This window comes from Bradyrhizobium sp. USDA 4353 (genome assembly GCF_054063215.1).
In genome coordinates this window covers 5,521,217-5,537,598 of sequence record NZ_JBSSGB010000001.1, presented here as the reverse complement: position 1 = coordinate 5,537,598, position 16,382 = coordinate 5,521,217, and the positions used below count along the sequence as shown (strand labels likewise).

19 protein-coding genes and 1 tRNA gene are annotated in these 16,382 nt (G+C 63.9%); 12 read left to right on the top strand and 8 right to left on the bottom strand.

The genetic code is table 11. From position 1 onward, the window contains the following. Positions 1 to 364: 364 nt before the first annotated feature. Positions 365 to 712, bottom strand: a complete 348-nt coding sequence (locus tag ACVILH_RS25065) for a hypothetical protein (protein WP_456715274.1) — start codon at positions 710 to 712, stop codon at positions 365 to 367. Positions 713 to 793: 81 nt separating this feature from the next. On the opposite strand from ACVILH_RS25065, the gene ACVILH_RS25060 reads away from it, so the two are divergent. Further along, positions 794 to 883 (top strand) — tRNA-Ser (locus tag ACVILH_RS25060). A 222-nt stretch (positions 884 to 1,105) separates the two neighbouring features. On the opposite strand, the gene ACVILH_RS25055 is transcribed toward ACVILH_RS25060, so the two are convergent. Together ACVILH_RS25055 and ACVILH_RS25050 are read right to left on the bottom strand one after the other, a co-directional pair. Next, on the bottom strand, positions 1,106 to 1,324 hold the full coding sequence (locus ACVILH_RS25055; RefSeq protein ID WP_456715273.1) for a hypothetical protein: 219 nt from the start codon (positions 1,322 to 1,324) through the stop codon (positions 1,106 to 1,108). A 155-nt stretch (positions 1,325 to 1,479) separates the two neighbouring features. Then, positions 1,480 to 1,674, bottom strand: coding sequence for a hypothetical protein (locus ACVILH_RS25050; RefSeq protein ID WP_456715272.1), 195 nt, complete (start codon positions 1,672 to 1,674; stop codon positions 1,480 to 1,482). A 103-nt stretch (positions 1,675 to 1,777) separates the two neighbouring features. Between ACVILH_RS25050 and ACVILH_RS25045 the strand changes: the two genes are divergently transcribed. Beyond that, positions 1,778 to 2,008, top strand: coding sequence for a TetR family transcriptional regulator (locus tag ACVILH_RS25045; protein WP_456717070.1), 231 nt, complete (start codon positions 1,778 to 1,780; stop codon positions 2,006 to 2,008). On the opposite strand, the gene ACVILH_RS25040 is transcribed toward ACVILH_RS25045, so the two are convergent. Continuing rightward, positions 2,005 to 2,715 (bottom strand): Spy/CpxP family protein refolding chaperone, encoded by a 711-nt coding sequence (locus tag ACVILH_RS25040; protein WP_456715271.1) that lies wholly within the window; start codon positions 2,713 to 2,715, stop codon positions 2,005 to 2,007. The genes ACVILH_RS25045 and ACVILH_RS25040 overlap by 4 nt on opposite strands. A 417-nt stretch (positions 2,716 to 3,132) precedes the next feature. On the opposite strand from ACVILH_RS25040, the gene ACVILH_RS25035 reads away from it, so the two are divergent. The 6 genes from ACVILH_RS25035 to ACVILH_RS25010 all read left to right on the top strand — a co-directional run bounded on the left by ACVILH_RS25035 (position 3,133) and on the right by ACVILH_RS25010 (position 9,203). Further along, positions 3,133 to 4,473 carry an ABC transporter substrate-binding protein gene (locus tag ACVILH_RS25035; protein ID WP_456715270.1) on the top strand — a complete coding sequence of 447 codons (1,341 nt, stop codon included), beginning with the start codon at positions 3,133 to 3,135 and terminating at the stop codon, positions 4,471 to 4,473. Positions 4,474 to 4,587: 114 nt separating this feature from the next. Next, positions 4,588 to 5,526 (top strand): carbohydrate ABC transporter permease, encoded by a 939-nt coding sequence (locus ACVILH_RS25030; protein WP_456715269.1) that lies wholly within the window; start codon positions 4,588 to 4,590, stop codon positions 5,524 to 5,526. Next, entirely contained in the window at positions 5,526 to 6,437 is a 912-nt protein-coding gene (locus ACVILH_RS25025; RefSeq protein ID WP_456715268.1) for a carbohydrate ABC transporter permease, read from the top strand. Before ACVILH_RS25030 ends, ACVILH_RS25025 begins: the two co-directional genes overlap by 1 nt. A gap of 32 nt (positions 6,438 to 6,469) precedes the next feature. Continuing rightward, positions 6,470 to 7,570: an ABC transporter ATP-binding protein gene (locus ACVILH_RS25020; protein ID WP_456715267.1), complete on the top strand. Its 1,101-nt coding sequence runs from the start codon at positions 6,470 to 6,472 to the stop codon at positions 7,568 to 7,570. 28 nt (positions 7,571 to 7,598) lie between these two features. Then, positions 7,599 to 8,597 (top strand): hydroxyacid dehydrogenase, encoded by a 999-nt coding sequence (locus ACVILH_RS25015; RefSeq protein ID WP_456715266.1) that lies wholly within the window; start codon positions 7,599 to 7,601, stop codon positions 8,595 to 8,597. Between the two features lie 216 nt (positions 8,598 to 8,813). Continuing rightward, the gene (locus ACVILH_RS25010) at positions 8,814 to 9,203 is read left to right on the top strand and encodes a hypothetical protein (protein ID WP_456715265.1); all 390 of its coding nucleotides are present in this window, start codon (positions 8,814 to 8,816) and stop codon (positions 9,201 to 9,203) included. A gap of 119 nt (positions 9,204 to 9,322) precedes the next feature. Here ACVILH_RS25010 and ACVILH_RS25005 read toward each other — a convergent pair whose 3' ends face one another. Continuing rightward, positions 9,323 to 9,838, bottom strand: coding sequence for a DUF1993 domain-containing protein (locus tag ACVILH_RS25005; RefSeq protein WP_456715264.1), 516 nt, complete (start codon positions 9,836 to 9,838; stop codon positions 9,323 to 9,325). A gap of 84 nt (positions 9,839 to 9,922) precedes the next feature. Between ACVILH_RS25005 and ACVILH_RS25000 the strand changes: the two genes are divergently transcribed. Further along, positions 9,923 to 10,714 (top strand): transporter substrate-binding domain-containing protein, encoded by a 792-nt coding sequence (locus tag ACVILH_RS25000; protein WP_456715263.1) that lies wholly within the window; start codon positions 9,923 to 9,925, stop codon positions 10,712 to 10,714. Between the two features lie 164 nt (positions 10,715 to 10,878). Beyond that, the gene (locus ACVILH_RS24995) at positions 10,879 to 11,229 is read left to right on the top strand and encodes a hypothetical protein (protein ID WP_456715262.1); all 351 of its coding nucleotides are present in this window, start codon (positions 10,879 to 10,881) and stop codon (positions 11,227 to 11,229) included. A gap of 283 nt (positions 11,230 to 11,512) precedes the next feature. On the opposite strand, the gene ACVILH_RS24990 is transcribed toward ACVILH_RS24995, so the two are convergent. Next, the gene (locus tag ACVILH_RS24990; RefSeq protein WP_456715261.1) at positions 11,513 to 12,481 is read right to left on the bottom strand and encodes an IS110 family RNA-guided transposase; all 969 of its coding nucleotides are present in this window, start codon (positions 12,479 to 12,481) and stop codon (positions 11,513 to 11,515) included. A gap of 806 nt (positions 12,482 to 13,287) precedes the next feature. Further along, positions 13,288 to 14,307 carry a 1-aminocyclopropane-1-carboxylate deaminase gene (locus ACVILH_RS24985; RefSeq protein WP_456715260.1) on the bottom strand — a complete coding sequence of 340 codons (1,020 nt, stop codon included), beginning with the start codon at positions 14,305 to 14,307 and terminating at the stop codon, positions 13,288 to 13,290. A gap of 144 nt (positions 14,308 to 14,451) precedes the next feature. On the opposite strand from ACVILH_RS24985, the gene ACVILH_RS24980 reads away from it, so the two are divergent. Next, positions 14,452 to 14,928 carry an Lrp/AsnC family transcriptional regulator gene (locus ACVILH_RS24980; protein WP_456715259.1) on the top strand — a complete coding sequence of 159 codons (477 nt, stop codon included), beginning with the start codon at positions 14,452 to 14,454 and terminating at the stop codon, positions 14,926 to 14,928. Positions 14,929 to 15,019: 91 nt separating this feature from the next. Then, positions 15,020 to 15,895, top strand: a complete 876-nt coding sequence (locus ACVILH_RS24975) for a DUF2147 domain-containing protein (RefSeq protein ID WP_456715258.1) — start codon at positions 15,020 to 15,022, stop codon at positions 15,893 to 15,895. Positions 15,896 to 15,963: 68 nt separating this feature from the next. Here the strand turns inward: ACVILH_RS24975 and ACVILH_RS24970 are convergent, their stop codons facing one another. Continuing rightward, positions 15,964 to 16,368, bottom strand: a complete 405-nt coding sequence (locus ACVILH_RS24970; RefSeq protein WP_456715257.1) for a (R)-mandelonitrile lyase — start codon at positions 16,366 to 16,368, stop codon at positions 15,964 to 15,966. Between the last annotated feature and the right edge of the window lie 14 nt (positions 16,369 to 16,382).

The following is a 16,382-nucleotide window of genomic DNA, read 5'->3' as shown; positions in this document are numbered from 1 at the left end:
TCGCGCGCCTATCACAGCGGTTGTCCGTCCTGTGCGATAGGTGCCCTCGCGTGCACGGATCCGCCGCGCATTGTTGCGAGTGCACCTTTTTAGACACATATGTTGCGTGAAAACATCACTTAGGGGCGTTCTCATTTACCTCCCCTGAATCATTTTGACTGTGCAGGCCTGCACGTCGTTTCCTTCACACGGGGCGCAACAAGGGTGTGTTCACGATGATCGAAGCAATGACAGCGGTGATGGGCTTGGTTGGCGCCGGCATCTTCCTCGCTCACGCGTTTGAAGGGGTCCGTTCGCGGGCCTGATGCTGCAAAGGTCGGACAGCCGACGACACGGTCGGCTTTCGTCCGCTGATATCTTATCCCTACGACAGCGACCCTTCAGGATTGGCCTGAAGCTGCATGATCTCCGAGCCGGGCCTTCGATCGAACGAGCCCGCGAGTTCGGACCGCGAATCCGGCCGCAGCAGGTGGCCCATGCGACACCAAGATCTGTTTTCGGGCGGCTTTCTCGCCCTGGCGGCCGTGAGCACCGCCGTGTTGTGCTCGAGCCTCATGGTTTTTGCGTTCATGTAAACGAGGCCGGGCGCTCCGAGCGCCGGCACGATCGACCGTTGCCCTGGGCGACGGAAATTCCGCGCGAGCGCGCCCCGACCGACGATTCGAACGACCGAGATTCGCCGAGGAGCGAAACCGCCGTTGACGAGCCGCAAGCCAGCACCCTAAACAGGGCTCGCGAGGACGCTGCTCATCATGCCGACTCGCTCGCGAGCATTCCGGAATCACGCCGGATTGGAAGGGTGGCCGAGTGGTTTAAGGCACCGGTCTTGAAAACCGGCGTGCCCGCAAGGGTACCGTGGGTTCGAATCCCACCCCTTCCGCCAGAATCCTGTTTTCCGTCGTTCGCAATCGTTCGGGATTGACAGTGCTCAACGGCTTGCCTGTTAGCGCTGCACTTCAGCGCAACTTATCGCTCCCCGACTCGTGGGAACGATGCGGCAGTAATATCTCCTGGCGACTCTTTCAGGCGCGTCGCTTCCGGGAAGCACACCGGCGTCTCCTCCGGCATTGTGGCGTGCAGAACGGAGCGGTGTGCACCGTCTCTGTCAGACCGCCGAGAAACGTTCCCACGCTGCACGCGCGGCCTGTTCAACACGCGCCCGCTTCTCCGCCTGATCGGCCGGGCCGCTCTCGTCTGTGATGAGGATCGGATAGAGCGCCTCGGCGATCTGCGCCACGAAGAGCGCTTCCATCGCTTCGCGCTTGATGGACTTCGCCTCGATCGCCTGGGCGTCTGCAAACTGACGTTCTGTCGCGTGTAACATGGCTGACCTCGCTTCTGCGGATCTGACGATGACCGAGGCGGGTTGAGGTCGCGTTACGAACCCGAAGCAATTGCGCTGGTCGGCGATTTCAATCGTTAACCAATCTTTAGGTGGCTGCTACCTTGCTACCGCGGCGAGAACTCGATTGGCGCACATCAGCTAACGACCGGCGACGCAAGAACGTGCAGCTCGACCCACGACTGCGGCTGATCCAGGATCGTTTTCTGATAGTTGATTGTGCCCTGATGGAGGTGCTGCAGCCTCAGAGAGTAGGACGCGAGGAGCTGCTGTAGCGCCTGCTCGAACTCATGATCAACGATGGAGGCTCCTCGCTCGTTCTGCAAAACCATTGACCTCGTCCGCACTAAGCTGGGATCTCTATCGATAGCGCTCGCTTCGTTGCTGTGTGCATGAATTTGTAACGACAATTCTCCGGAGCCACATTTGGACCGGATGTTGGGGGGACTCGAGTATCAAGGTCGGCGCGTCGATGCCGCCTTCGTAGCCTTTGTGAGCCAAGGCTATTTCACGATGGGAATGCTCGAGATTCGCAACAAGGCGTCCGTGTCGGCCGGTGCCATGGCCCATCATTTCCCGCTCAAGCATGACCTGAACCTTGCCGTGATCCAGGATCGCGTCGCGAGGGCGGTCACCGAGGCATGGATCGCGCCGTTCGCGAGTTAGTCGAGCCCCCTCTCCCTGCTCAGCCTCACCATCTCGTCGATAAAAATCTGCTTCTGCTTGTCGTCGAGGCTGGTGAACAGCGGCTCGGAGGCGTCGGCGACGGCGCGCTGGTCGGCGGCGCGGTCGACCAGGAACTGGGCCTCGTTGCGCATCTGCTCGACGATGTCGTCGGGCGGATCGCGCTTCGCCCTGGCGATGCGCAAATTGAGGCGATCGGCGCCGTTGCGGCCGAGGGCGTGCATCGCGTTGGCGAATGGGCCCCACTTCTTGGCCTGCTCCTCGGTCAGGTTCAGTCCGGTCTTCAGACGCTCGACATTGGCGTCGCTGTTGGCGACGATCTGCTCGGCAGTGAGCTCAGGGACGCCCGGCTGCGTCAGCATCGGCGCGGCCTTCGCGACCTTGCTGGCTTTCGGCGTCTTGGCTGACTTCGCCTTCTTGCCCTCCGGAGCAGGCGCCGCCGGCGCGGGCTGGGCGCTCGGCTGCCCGTCGGTTCCCGTCAGCACGCCGGTGACGCCCGTGACCACGCCGACGACGCCGCCGATCGCGCCACCCAGCACGCCGCCGACCGGCCCTGCCGCCTTGTTGCCTTCGCGGGCGCCCTGCTCGACGCCTTTGAACAGGCCCTGCGCGGCAACCTGACGCGGCAGCGCCGCGGCGGCGCCCAGCATCAGCAGCACGGCTGCTGCGCTGCAGAGACGACGGCGCATCCGCCTCCCCCATTGGCCGATCGTCATCAGCTCGAACTCCCTCTCCAAGACAGCAAAGACCGCAGCAGCGATGCCGGCGATCCCCCGTGAGTCGGCAGAAATTCTAGCGTTGCCGCAACGCGTAAGTCCATCCGCCGCACGGCGTGGCGCATCGCACTCAGGCTATCTCGCGCGAGCGCAGTTCGGCACGCTGTGCGTTGCAGCGCTCATCATTGCGTTGCAATCACCTGCGCACCTGCGTCGAATTGTGCACGTCATGAGTTCTAAGTTTCGCCGCACCTGCTTTCTCGACAGCCGCGCGCAATTCTGATCTGATTGCATTCAAGCGAAATCCACGCGCGCGCGTGACGCGACGCAATAACTAACAAACAGGATTCGCTGCAAACCGAATGCTTGGCTCACCAGGGAGGGAACGCCATGTCACGGAGGAATCTGAACCGCCGACAATTCGTTGCTGCGACCGCTGCCACCTCGGCGGTCATGATCGCCGCGCCCTATGTGCGCGGCGCGTACGCCGCCGGAAAGCTGTCGATCGGGTTCTGGGACCATTGGGTACCAGATGCCAACAACGCCTCCATGGAGCTCTGCAAGGAATGGGCGGCCAAGGAGAAGGTCGACCTCCAGGTCGACTACATCACCAGCCAGGGCAACAAGAACCTCGTCACCATCGCCGCGGAGGCGCAGGCCAAATCGGGCCATGACATCTTCCAGATGCCGACCTGGTGGTGTCACTCGAACTCCGATCTGCTCGAGCCCGTGAACGACATCATGGAGCCGATCATCCAGGAGAACGGCGCGGTCAACGACACCGTCAAGTATCTCGGCGTTCTCGACGGCAAATGGATGGGCGTGCCGGCCTGTGTCGGCAGCCAGATCAAGGGCCCCTGCTCGCGCATCGACCTGATGAAGAAGCATGCCGGCATCGATGTCCAGGAGCTGTACCCGGCCGGCGGACCGCCGAAGGCCGAGAGCTGGACCACCGACACCTTCCTCAAGGCCGCCGAGGCCTGCCACAAGGCCGGCGTTCCCTTCGGCATCGGGCTGGGCGAAACCTCGGACAGCGTCGACACCGCCGGCGCGTTCTTCAAGGCGTTCGGCGCTGAGCTCGTCGATGCCAAGGGCAACCTCACCGTCAAGACCGATGCGGTGCGCCAGGTGCTCGAGTTCTACAAGAAGCTGATCGCCTTCCTGCCGCCGGATGTCGGCGCCTGGGACGATGCCTCGAACAATAAATGGCTGATCGCGGGCAAGGGCGCGCTAATCATGAACCCGCCGAGCGCCTGGGCGGTGGCCAAGCGCGATGCCCCGCAGGTGGCCGAGCAGTGCTGGACGCACGGCTTCCCGGCCGGGCCGAAGGGCCGCTTCGCACCGTTCCTCCCCTATTTCTGGTCGATCTGGACCTTCTCCAAGAACAAGCCGGCCGCCAAGAGCCTGCTCGTGCATCTCTCCAAGCCGTCGTCGATCGAGAAGATGGTCGATGCCAGCGGCGGCTACGATCTGCCGGCCTTCGACAAGCTCACCAAGTTGAAGGTCTGGGCCGAGCAGGGACCGCCGAAGGGGACGATCTTCCACTATCCCGATCCGTATCAGCAACAGGTGCTGTCGATCGCGGCCTCGCCCGCGCCGCCCAAGGTCGCGCAGCAGATCTATTTCCAGGCCACGCAGACCAAGATGGCCCTGCGCTATGCCCAGGGCGAGAGCATGGAGAAGACGCTCTCCTGGGCCGAGGGCGAGTGCGAGGGCTTCCTGCGCAGCTGAGCCGACCGCCGGTCCCGCGATGGCGGCTCGTCCAGCCGCCATCGTGAGCCGCCGCCCGCGTCCCCTGCCTCGTGAACGCCGGCGTCCGCCGGCCAAGCCAAGGAGCTTGTCGTCATGGTCGATGCTGCATTCGGCGAAAACGCGGTGGCGCGTCCCCGCCCCGCGGTCGGCCGCAGCGGTCTGCGCAAGGCCCTGAAGCGGAAATCAACCGTCGCCTTCCTGATGACGCTGCCACTGATCCTGCTGATCGTCCTGCTCGTCGTCTATCCCGCGTTCTATTCGGTGCATCTGGCAACGCTGAACAAGTCGATGCAGCGCTTCGTCGGCTTCGGCAATTTCGAGTTCCTGTTCAAGCGCGACACGTTCTGGCTGGTCGTCAAGCAGTCCTGCATCTTCGCGATCTCCGCCGTGCTGTTCAAGGCGCTGATCGGCTTCATCGTCGCGCATTTCGTCCACAACATCCCGGCCAAGGGCCAGCGCAAATGGCGCGGCATGCTGCTCGTGCCCTGGGTGATCCCGCCGGCGATGAGCACGCTGGCCTGGCTGTGGCTGTTCGACCCGTCCTACAGCGCCTTCAACTACACGCTGTCGTTCTTCGGCATCGGTCCGATCCCGTGGACGGGCGATGCCGCCTGGGCGCGGTTCTCCGTGATCCTGGTCAATGTCTGGTACGGCGCGCCGTTCTTCATGATCATGTATCTGGCGGCGCTGAAATCGGTGCCGGACCAGCTCTACGAGGCCGCGGCGATCGACGGCGCCAATTGGTGGCAGCGGATCTGGTACGTGACCCTGCCGATGATGCGCAACATCATCGCCATCACCACGCTGTTCTCGCTGATCGTCACCTTCGCGAATTTCGACATCGTCCGCATCCTCACCGCCGGCGGCCCGCTCGACAAGACCCACATCTTCGCGACCTGGGCGTTCCGCGTCGGCATCGAGGGCAGCGACATCCCGCTCGGCGCCAGCGTCTCGCTGTTCATGGTGCCGATCCTGGCGGTCGCCGCCATCTTCATCCTGCGCGACGTCAACAAGCGGGGGAACGAATCCTGATGAGCACGATGACCGTCGACAAGGCCGGCCCGACCCGCACCGTGAAATACGGCTCCATGAGCCGCGACCGCGCCTGGGCGCTGCGCTGGTCCTATTTCTTCCTCGTGCTGTTCGCGATCTTCTCGCTGGTGCCGCCGTTCTACATGCTGATCACGTCGTTGAAGGGCAGCGCCGAGATTTCCGCCGCGACCAATCCGTGGTGGGTGTTCAACCCCACCCTCGAGAACTACGCCGCGCTGCTGAGCTCGAACCAGTTCCTGCGCTTCTTCTTCAACTCCGCCATGGTCTCGATCGTCGTCGTGATCATCACCATGCTGATCAGCATTCCCGCGGCATTCGCGCTGTCGCGGATGAAGTTCTGGGGCTCGGCGACGCTCGCCACCGGCGTGTTCCTGACCTACCTGATCCCCGACAGTCTGCTGTTCATTCCGCTGTTCAAGATGTTCGCGCTGATCGGCGACGTCACCGGCATCCAGCTCATCAACCGCTGGTACGTGCTGCTGTTCATCTATCCGACCTTGACGGTGCCGTTCTGCACCTGGATCATGATTGGCTACTTCGCCTCGATCCCGAAGGAGCTGGACGAGGCCGCGATCATCGATGGCGCCTCCTGGCTGCAGACCTTGACGCGAATCTTCATTCCCGTCGCCCTGCCCGGCCTGATCGCGGCGACGATCTTCGCCTTCACCGTGTCCTGGGCGCAGTTCCTGTATCCGCTGGTGTTCACCACCTCGGCCGACCAGCTGGTGCTGCCGGTTGGCATCGTCACCACCCTGATCAAGGGCGACGTCTTCAACTGGGGACAGATCATGACCGGCGCGCTGCTGGGCGCTGCGCCGCCGCTGATCATCTACGCATTCCTGATGGACTACTACATCGCCGGCCTCACCGCCGGCGCGACCAAAGGCTGATGAAGCAAGTTGATGACGGGGGTTGATCTGACATGGCTGAAGTGAGCTTGCGCAAGGTCGTGAAGCGTTACGACGACGTCGAGGCTGTCCGCGGCATCGATCTGGACATCGCCGATCACGAATTCGTCGTGCTGGTCGGCCCGTCCGGCTGCGGCAAGTCGACGACGTTGCGGATGATCGCGGGGCTCGAGGACATCTCCGACGGCGACATCGCGATCGGCGGCGACGTCGTCAACGACGTGCCGCCGAAGGATCGCGACATCGCGATGGTGTTCCAGAACTACGCGCTCTATCCGCACATGACGGTCGCCGAGAACATGTCGTTCGGGCTGCGCCTGAAGCACTATCCGAAGGCCGAGATCAAGAGCCGCGTGGCGGAGGCCGCGCGCATGCTGGATATCGCCGATCTCATCGACCGCAAGCCCAAGCAGCTCTCCGGCGGCCAGCGCCAGCGCGTCGCGATGGGCCGCGCCATCGTGCGCAATCCGAAGGTGTTCCTGTTCGACGAGCCGCTGTCCAATCTCGACGCCAAGCTCCGTGTGCAGATGCGCATCGAGATCAAGAAGGTGCACCAGAAGGTCCGTACCACCACCGTCTACGTCACCCACGACCAGGTCGAGGCCATGACGCTCGCCGATCGCGTCGTCGTCATGAACAAGGGCCGCATCGAGCAGATCGGCACGCCGACCGAGCTGTATCACAACCCCGCCACGCGCTTCGTCGCCGGCTTCATCGGCTCGCCCGCCATGAACTTCGTGCCGTGCCGGCTGGAAGACGCCAACGGCCGGCTGCACATCCGCCTGACCGATCGAATCAGCTTCCCGCTGCCGCCGGCGCGCACCGCGCGCTATCAATCCGTGTCGCGGAATGACCGGCTGCTGCTCGGCATCCGGCCGGAGCACATCATGGACAACAGGCCGCATGCGGAGCCCGGCATCGAGCCGTTCGAGGCGATGCTCGACGTCACCGAGCCGATGGGCATGGAGACCCTGGTCTACTTCAGCCTCGACGACACGCCGGTGTGCGGGCGCGTCAGCCCCAATGCCGGCGCGCGGGATGGCAGCCCCCTGCGCATGGCAATGGACCTCAACAACATGCACCTGTTAAATGAAGCGACCGGCCTCGTCATCTGACGAGCACAAGACGCTTCAAGGGCAGGACATGACCACCAGGACGGCAACCAACAAGAACAAGATCCTCGTCACCGAATCCTTCTCGGCCAAGGGACGCGCGCTGCTTGCGGCGCGCGACGATGTCGAGATGATCGAATTCCCCAACATGATCTCGGCCGCGGATTTCTCGGCGCTGCTGAAGTCTCACGCGCCGGTGCATGGCGTCGCGCTCGGCGCCACGCGCTTCGGCGAGCCGGAGCTCATCGCCGCCGGCGACATGAAGGTCGTGACGCGCATCGGCGTCGGCTTCGATGCGGTCGACGTGCCCGCACTTAGCAAGCACAAGGTGCCGCTGATGGTGGCGGGCACCGCGAACTCGCCCTCGGTTGCCGAGCAGGCGCTGTTCATGATGCTGACGCTCGCCAAGCGCGCCAACGAGATGCATGCGATGGTCCGGGACGGCACCTGGGCGACGCGGCTCGGCGTGCTGCCGTTCGATCTCTACGGTAAGACCGTGCTGATCATCGGCTTCGGCCGCATCGGCACCCGCACCGCCAAGCGCTGCCTGGCGATGGAGATGCAGGTCCTCGTCTACGATCCCTACAAGCCCGCCGCCGACATCACTGCCGCCGGTTGCGAAGCGGTCGCCGACCTCGACGCGGCGCTGCCGCGCGCCGATTTCGTCAGCATCCACTGCCCGAAGTCGCCGGAGACGATCGGGATGTTCAACGCCGTGCGTCTCAGGCTGATGAAGCCTGCGGCCTATCTGATCAACACCGCGCGCGGCGGGCTGATCGACGAGGCGGCGCTGTACGATGCGCTGTCGTCCGGACGGCTGGCGGGCGCAGGCCTCGACGTGTTCGAGCAGGAGCCGCCGCCGGTCGGCCACGCCCTGCATGCGCTGCCCAATGTGATCATGGCCCCGCACGTCGCCGGCGTCACCCGCGAGGCCGTCGACCGCATGAGCGAGCAGACCGCGCGCAACATTCTCAGCGTGCTGGATGGCGATCCGATTCGGCAGAACGTCATCAATCCCGACGTCTTGTAGTCGCGCCGCCGGTGCGATGGTCCTGTAGCCAAGGTCCTGTAGCCAAGGTCCCGTAGCCTAGGTCCTGCATCCAAGTCTCATCACGCGGATGTCAGGATCTTTCTCCACCGCTTTGTTGCCCGAATTTGACCGTATTATTGCAATTCGCCCAAATTTGGCTACAACTGTGACTATTGGCGCCGGCCTTTACGCGCGCCAGTAGGAACAGAGGCGGCGATGAGTGTTGCGACGGAGCATGCGCTCGCAACGATAGCGAGCATTTTGGATCAGCCTGAAGCTCTCAAGACGGAGACCGACAAGGTGACTCCGCCCCCGAAGAAGGCCGCTGCCACCGTCGTCTCGTTCGATCAGGCTGATGGCTACACCAAGGTGGGACCGGGTCCGATTTCCGCGATCCGCTTCCGCTGGACGGCGCGGCGCGGCGAGGACGGCTACTATGTCGACGAGACCGTCGGGCCGACCTCGATTGCCGTCAGCAGCGGACCGATGACCGCCGAGGCCGCGGTCAAGACCGTCGACGCCCGTGCGCGCGAGGCGATCGAGCGCTTCGAGGCGCTGAAGAAAGAGATGACCGGCAAGGGTCCGGTTGCGCCGAGCGAGCGGTAGCATACCGGCACCAGGACCCATGTCCCGGCGCACGCCCCACTGCAATGTGTCCCCTATGGCCAGGCTCCGTCATGGCCATTCGTATTTTGTGGACCTTCGCGGCCGTCCCGCGGAAGCGCCTATCTCCGCACGCCCAGATAATCCGGCTTCGCCAGCGGCACGCCGGCGTGACGCAGGATGTCGTAGGCGGTGGTGACGTGAAAGAAGAACTGCGGCAGGCTGAAAGTCAGCAGCATTGAGCGCCCGTCCTCGAAGCGCCGCGTCGCGCCGTTCCGGAAGGTGAAGACGGTCTCCCGCGCCGCGCCCTCTTCGATCGCCGCGCCGGGCACGCTGCTGATATACGCGATCGCGGTCGCGATCCGCTGCTTCAGCCCGGCCAGGTCGGCATCCCCCTCCGCAACGGTCGGCTGCGCACGGCCGGCGAGCAGCGCACACGCGATGGTGGCGTGGCGGTTGGCTTCGCAGACCTGCCGGACCAGATTGTACATGTCGGGCGCGAGCCGGGCCTGCAGCAGCTCCGCGGGATCGATGCCGCGCGCTTCAGCAAAGGCCGCGGCCTTGTCGAGCAGCCCAGAGAGGTTGTGAAGATAAGGCACGAACACCTCGACCGACGCCTGTCGTACCGAAATGCTCATCAACCACCTGTCCCGCTTGCCCCTCGTCGCGCGCGGCGACCTCCGCTATGACTAGCGCGGCCACATTATGCGAGGTAATTCAATATGGGACTTTTCAACCGGACCGTCGCCGCCTTGACTGCAGCCGTGCTGGCCTGCGGTCTCGCCACTGCCGCGCTCGCCGACCAGCCCTCGCGCCTCGACGAGATCGTGCAGCGCGGCAGCCTGCGGGTCGGCATGACCGGCGACTACAAGCCGTTCACCTCTCTCGACAAGGCGACCGGCAAGTTTTCCGGCTTCGATGTCGACATGGCCGAGGCGCTCGGCAAGGCGCTGGGCGTGAAGGTGGAGTACGTGCCGACCAGCTGGCCGCAGCTGATGAAGGATTTCGAGGCCGACAAGTTCGACGTCGCGATGGGCGGCGTCTCGATCACGCTCGACCGCCAGAAGAAGGGCTATTTCTCGACGCCGATCATGCGCGAGGGCAAGACCCCGATCGCGCGTTGCAGCGACACCTCGAAGTACCAGACGCTCGCCGACATCGACAAGCCGGGCACCCGCGTCGTGGTCAATCCCGGCGGCACCAACGAGCGCTTCGCCCGCGCCAACATCAAGGCCGCCGACATCCGCGTCCACCCCGACAACATCACCATCTTCGAGGAGATCGCGCAAGGCGCGGCCGACCTGATGATGACCGACGCCTCGGAGACCCGCTATCAGCAGAAGCTGCATCCCGGCGTACTCTGCGCCGTCCATCCGGACAAGCCGTTCGACTTCTCCGAGAAGGCCTATTGGCTGCAGCGCGACGTCGCGCTCAAGGCCTTCGTCGACCAGTGGCTGCACATCTCGACCGAGAACGGCAGCTACCAGGCGATCTACAAGAGCTGGTTCGACTGACCGACGGCGGGAGCGGCGCTGCTTCAAGCACCCTCCCCTCGACGACGGCGCGCGATCCAGAGAGGATGATCATGTCCAACATACCGGAGCATCTCTGGCGACATCCCACGAGGGAAGCAGTGAATTCGCTTTGCCGTCGGTTTGGCTTTCCTAACGAGCCGGGTATGCAGGACTGGGAGTGGGAAGTGGCAGATCCCACCAGGATCGATGAGTTTCTCTCTGCATATGAGAGTGGCGAACTCAGCGAAGACGAGCGCTTCGTGCTGATGGAAACGATCATTCAGTCGTTCGAGGACCTGCAACGGCTCGGCAATCATCCTGATCCTGATGAACGGTGGCAACGCGTCGTCGACATCCTCGACCGGAACATCGATCTCCATGCTCATACGGTCTGGTATCGGTCCGTGCTCGACGCCGAGGACTTCAACGACCCGGAACAGCAGTTCTGGGCAACGCCGTTCGCTCGTGCCATTCTCGCCAAGCACCGGGCGCGGCTCGAAAAGCCGCCGGTCTGATCTGGCCAAAACCGAATATTTCTGAGCCATTCCAACCGGAAGACCATCGTCAGGTCAGGTGCGCAGATATTGCTGTTGCGTTTTTCCGAAATTTATGGTTCACTACCGCCATCCCGCCTCAACGAGCAACTGTGCTTTTGAGGTAGGCCGGCGAACGGCCGGCCTCAAGGCTGGCGCGAGACGCGCCCCCGCCTTCGGCGGCTGAAGGCCTTGACCCCGTCCGCTCGCCGTCCTGTTGGCTTGGCATGCGCTCGGTCGTGAACCGAGCGCATGTGGCGCTCGATCAGCTCATCGCAACGCGCGGCTGCTTGGGATTCCATTTTTCGCCGCGGGCGATCATCGTGTTGAGGATGATGATCAGCTTGCGCATACAGGCGATGAGGGCAACTTTCGGCTCTTTGCCCTTGGCGATGAGGTGTTCATAGTAGGTCTTGAGCACCGGATTATGCTGCGTCGCTGCTCCGAGGCAGGGAAGGAACAGGCCGTTTCTCACCCAGCGCCGACCTCCCTTGATGTGGCGCTCGCCTCGGCGCTTGCCGCTGTCGTCGTCGTAAGGGGCAACACCGATCAGGGCAGCGGCGATCCTATCACTCACCTTGCCGAGTTCCGGCGCTCCTGCGATGAGGAGCGCGGAGGTCATGACGGCAAGCCCCGGCACACTTTCAATGATCTCGGCGCGCTCGGCAAATTCCGGCGTCGCCTTGACCCTGGCGAAGATCGCAGCCTCGAGCTTCACAATCTGAGCCGCGAGCGTCTTCAACACCTGGGAATGGGCCTTCTGCGCCAATCCCGGCACAACATGCTCGGTCTGGTTCTGCAAACGGGTTTTCAGATCCATCAGATTCTTGCGCGCTTTCACCAGCCCCGCCAGTTCCTCGCGTGCAGCATCGTAGATCTGGCTCGGTGCCTCGTCGAACGTCTCGGCGAACCAGGCGATCATCTCTGCGTCTATCGTGTCGTTCTTCGCCAGTCGACCCGCCGACAAGGCGAAGCTGCGAACCCGTTTGGGATCAACGATCCGCACCTCTATCCCGGCCTCGCGCAGCGCCTTGGCCCATTCGCGCTCATAGCCGCCGCTGGCCTCCATGACGGCCTTGGTCACCTTGTGCTTGCGAAGCAAGGCCACCAACTGGCGATGCCCAAGCGAACTGCTCGGGAATGTCTGCCGTACTCCGAGTTTCCGAATGCAGCCGTCCACCTTGTCCTTGGCCACATCGATACCAGCGACACCATTTGCGATCTGTGTCATCATCCACTCCCTTCCTTGCCTTGTATGGGCTCGAAGCCCTTGCAACTGTTCGGGTTGAGGAAGATCACCGGAGCTGTCCCTCGCTCTGATACAGGCTCTGCCGCGTTTGGGGCGTTACGGGCTCAGATCCAGCGACGGGCGGTTTTGCGAGAACCGCCCGTTCGCACATTCTGACAGAATTTCTGAACACAAGGGGCGTTGCGCGCGATCGTCACGACACGCGAGGTGGGGAGGCGATGGCCGTAAGATGCCGGAAGCGTGCTTGCACGCTGACGAACGGCGGATTGCGGACACGAAGTCGCAAGCGTCCTGACACCCCGATGCTGGTGTCACGCTCGTGGCCATGCTTCGCATGACCCGGGCAATGGTGGCCAGACAGCCGGCGCACCAGGGAGACTGCGTATAAGTGTTAAGACCATCGCGCAGGGAATGCCGGAGTTCGGCTGAACCTGTGGTGACTGCCGCCTGCTTTTCTTTCTGCAGGCGGGCCATGGGTTGCGGCCAGCGCCCGGCATTCCCTGCGCCCTCTCATTTGACGGAGGGTTCGACTGATGATCACTCGGACGTCATGCGTCGCGAGAACGCGGTGTCGCGTCGTAATTAGTGGATCGCTCGCGCGACAAATTCAGTGTCGTCCCGGCCTCCGAGCCGGGACCCAGACTCACAGGCCGTTGTTTGTGGCAGGCACGGAGATGCAGTGCTCTACAACACTACAGGCGGTGGTTATCGGTCCCGGCTCGGAGGCCGGGACGACAGTCGTGTGTGTTGATGTACCTCGGCTCATCGCGACGAGGCAGCCGCAGCCGGCCTCAGCCGTTGCGGTAGGTGTAGCTGTAGCCGTTGATCGCGGGGGCGCCGCCGAGATGGGCGTAGAGCACCTTGGAGCCTTCCGGGAAGTAGCCCTTCTTGACCAGGTCGATCATGCCCTGCATCGACTTGCCCTCGTAGACGGGGTCGGTGATCATCGCCTCGGTGCGGGCGGCCAAGCGGATGGCTTCGTTGGTCTCGGCGCTCGGCACGCCATAGGCCGGATAGGCGTAGTCGTTGAGGATGACGATCTCGTCGTCGCGCACCTTGCGGCCGAGCTCGACCAGCTCCGCGGTGTTGTCGACGATTTTCCGCACCTGGGCACGGGTCTGCTCCGGCGTGCCGGAGGCGTCGATGCCGATGACGCGGTCGGCGCGGCCGTCCGCGGCGAAGCCGACGATCATGCCTCCTTGCGTCGAGCCGGTGACGACGCAGACGATGATGTAGTCGAACTTGATGCCCATCTCGGCTTCCTGCGCCCTCACCTCCTCGGCGAAGCCGACATAGCCGAGACCGCCGAATTTGTGCACGGAGGCGCCGGCCGGAATGCCGTAGGGCTTGCCGCCTGCATCCTTGACCGACTGGATCGCGTTCTCCCAGCTCTTGCGGATGCCGATGTCGAAGCCGTCCTCGACGATGCGGCTGTCGGCGCCCATCAGGCGGGTCATCAGGATGTTGCCGACGCGGTCATAGACGGCGTCCTCGTGCGGCACCCAGCTCTCCTGCACCACGACGCACTTCATGCCGATCTTGGCCGCGGTCGCCGCCACCATGCGGGTGTGGTTCGACTGCACGCCGCCGATCGAGACCAAAGTGTCAGCGTTCGACTCGATCGCGTCCGGCACGATGTATTCGAGCTTGCGCAGCTTGTTGCCGCCCATCGCGAGGCCGGAGTTGCAGTCGTCGCGCTTGGCGTAGATCTGTACCTTGCCGCCGAGCGCCTCAGTCAGGCGCGGCAAATGTTCGATCGGGGTGGTGCCGAAGGTGAGCGGATACTTCTTGAACTTGTCGAGCCGAAGCACGGGTCTCTCCGTGGATGGTGGGATAGGTCGGCCGAAACATACGAGAAACCTTGCGAAAGGTGCTCTCTTTATCGCGCGTCTTTTCCATGCTTACGTCCGCTCAGAGCCGATATAGCGGCTGATTCTCTCACTCGATGGTTTTTTATGAAAGAAGCTTCCGACACTGATCTTGACCGCGTCGATCGCCAAATCCTGCAGCTGCTGCAGGAGGACGGAAGGATGAGCAACGCCGAGCTAGCCGCGGCCGTGCATGTCAGCGCGGCGACCTGCCATCGCCGCACCCAGCGGCTGTTCGAGGACGGCTACATCAGAAGCGTGCGCGCGCAGATCGCGCCCGAGAAGATCGAGCGCAGCGCGCTGGTATTGGTCGGCGTGGTGCTCGACCGCTCGACGCCCGAGAGTTTTCGCACCTTCGAGGCGGCCATCCGCAAGCTGAAATTCGTGCTCGACTGCCATCTCGTCGCAGGCGACTTCGACTACTTCCTGAAGATCCGCGTCCGCGACATGAACGACTTCAACCGCATGCACGGCGATCAGCTGATCTCGCTGCCGGGCGTGCGCCAGACGCGCACCTTCTTCGTGATGAAGGAGGTCGTCGACAATGCACCGCTGGATTTCTGAGCGGTGCGGGCATTGAACCGATCGTGCCGCATCGGCGACCTAATTGCGCGTGAGCTCGCTCACCTCAGCAACCGACATCGCGGAGATCCTGATGAAGAGGCTGTTGGCCGTTGCTGCCGTGGTTCTGGCCAGCAGTGTCGCCCAGGCGCAGTATGTGATCGAATATGGCGGCAAGACCATCCGCATCGATCCCGATCGCGGCACCGTGCAGATCCCCGGCGTCTACGACAACACCGAGCAGAAGAAGACCAAGCGCAGCAAGCGCGAGCAGGATACGACGGCCAAGCCGCAGCCAGGCGCGGACAAGCCTCCCCCGGCGCCTGCCGAGGCGGCCGTCACGCCTTCTCCGCCCGCGCAGGCCGCCCCGGCAACACCGGCCCCTGCCCCTGTTCCGCCTGCGCCGACGACCGCAGCCCCCGCGACCCCGCCGGCGACGCCTGCCGCGCCTGCGCCAGTCCAGGCCGCCGCCCCGCCTGCTCCGGTGCCTCCGCCGCCGGCGCCCTCAGCCCCGGCCATGATCACGCCGCCGGCGGCTGTGACGCCGCCTGCTGCCCCAACCGCTCCTGCCGCCGTGCAGCCACCGACCCGACCAGCGCAAGCCCCCGCGTCCGTGACAACCGCAGCGGTCCCGCCGGCCGCGACCGCGGCTCGCGATCCGAATTCTCCGGTCGGCATCTGGTTGACCGAGGAGAAGGAAGGCAAGATCCGCATCGAGCCGTGCGGGACCAACCTCTGCGGTTACGCTGTGAACACCAAGACCAATCAGAACGGCGAGCAGATCCTGATCAACATGCGTCCGAGCGACAAGGCGCAGGACAAGAAGTGGAGCGGCCGCATCTACGATCCCAACAGTGGCAGCACCTACGATTCCACGATCGATCTGAAAGGCCCGGACAGTCTGCGCGTGCAGGGCTGCGCGTTCGGCGGCATGTTCTGCGGCGGCCAGACCTGGACACGGGTGAACTGAGCGCGGCTCTCTCAAAACAAAAGCGCGCGGCCTTGCGACCGCGCGCTCGACATCTCGTTAGTCTCGGATCAACCGACCGGTGTCGCGTATTCCTCGTCGGTGACGTGCTCCATCCAGTTCGAGTAGACGCCATCGAGCGCCTCCTGCATGGCGATGTGCGTCATCTCGTTGTCCGGCGACGCGCCGTGCCAGTGCTTCTCGCCGGGCGGGATGAAGATCACGTCGCCCGGCCGGATCTCGCGCACCGGACCGCCCTTGGCCTGAATGCGGCCGATGCCGGAGATGACGTAGAGCGTCTGCCCGAGCGGATGGGTGTGCCAGGCGGTGCGCGCGCCCGGCGCGAACGAGACGCGCGAGGCGTTGAGGCGCGCCGGCGCCGGCGCCATGATCAGCGGGTCCTGCAGCACGTTGCCGGTGAAGTACTCCGGCGGAGCCTTGCGCGTCGCGCGCGAGCCTGCGGGATGAAAATCCATGATGAGCCTTTCTG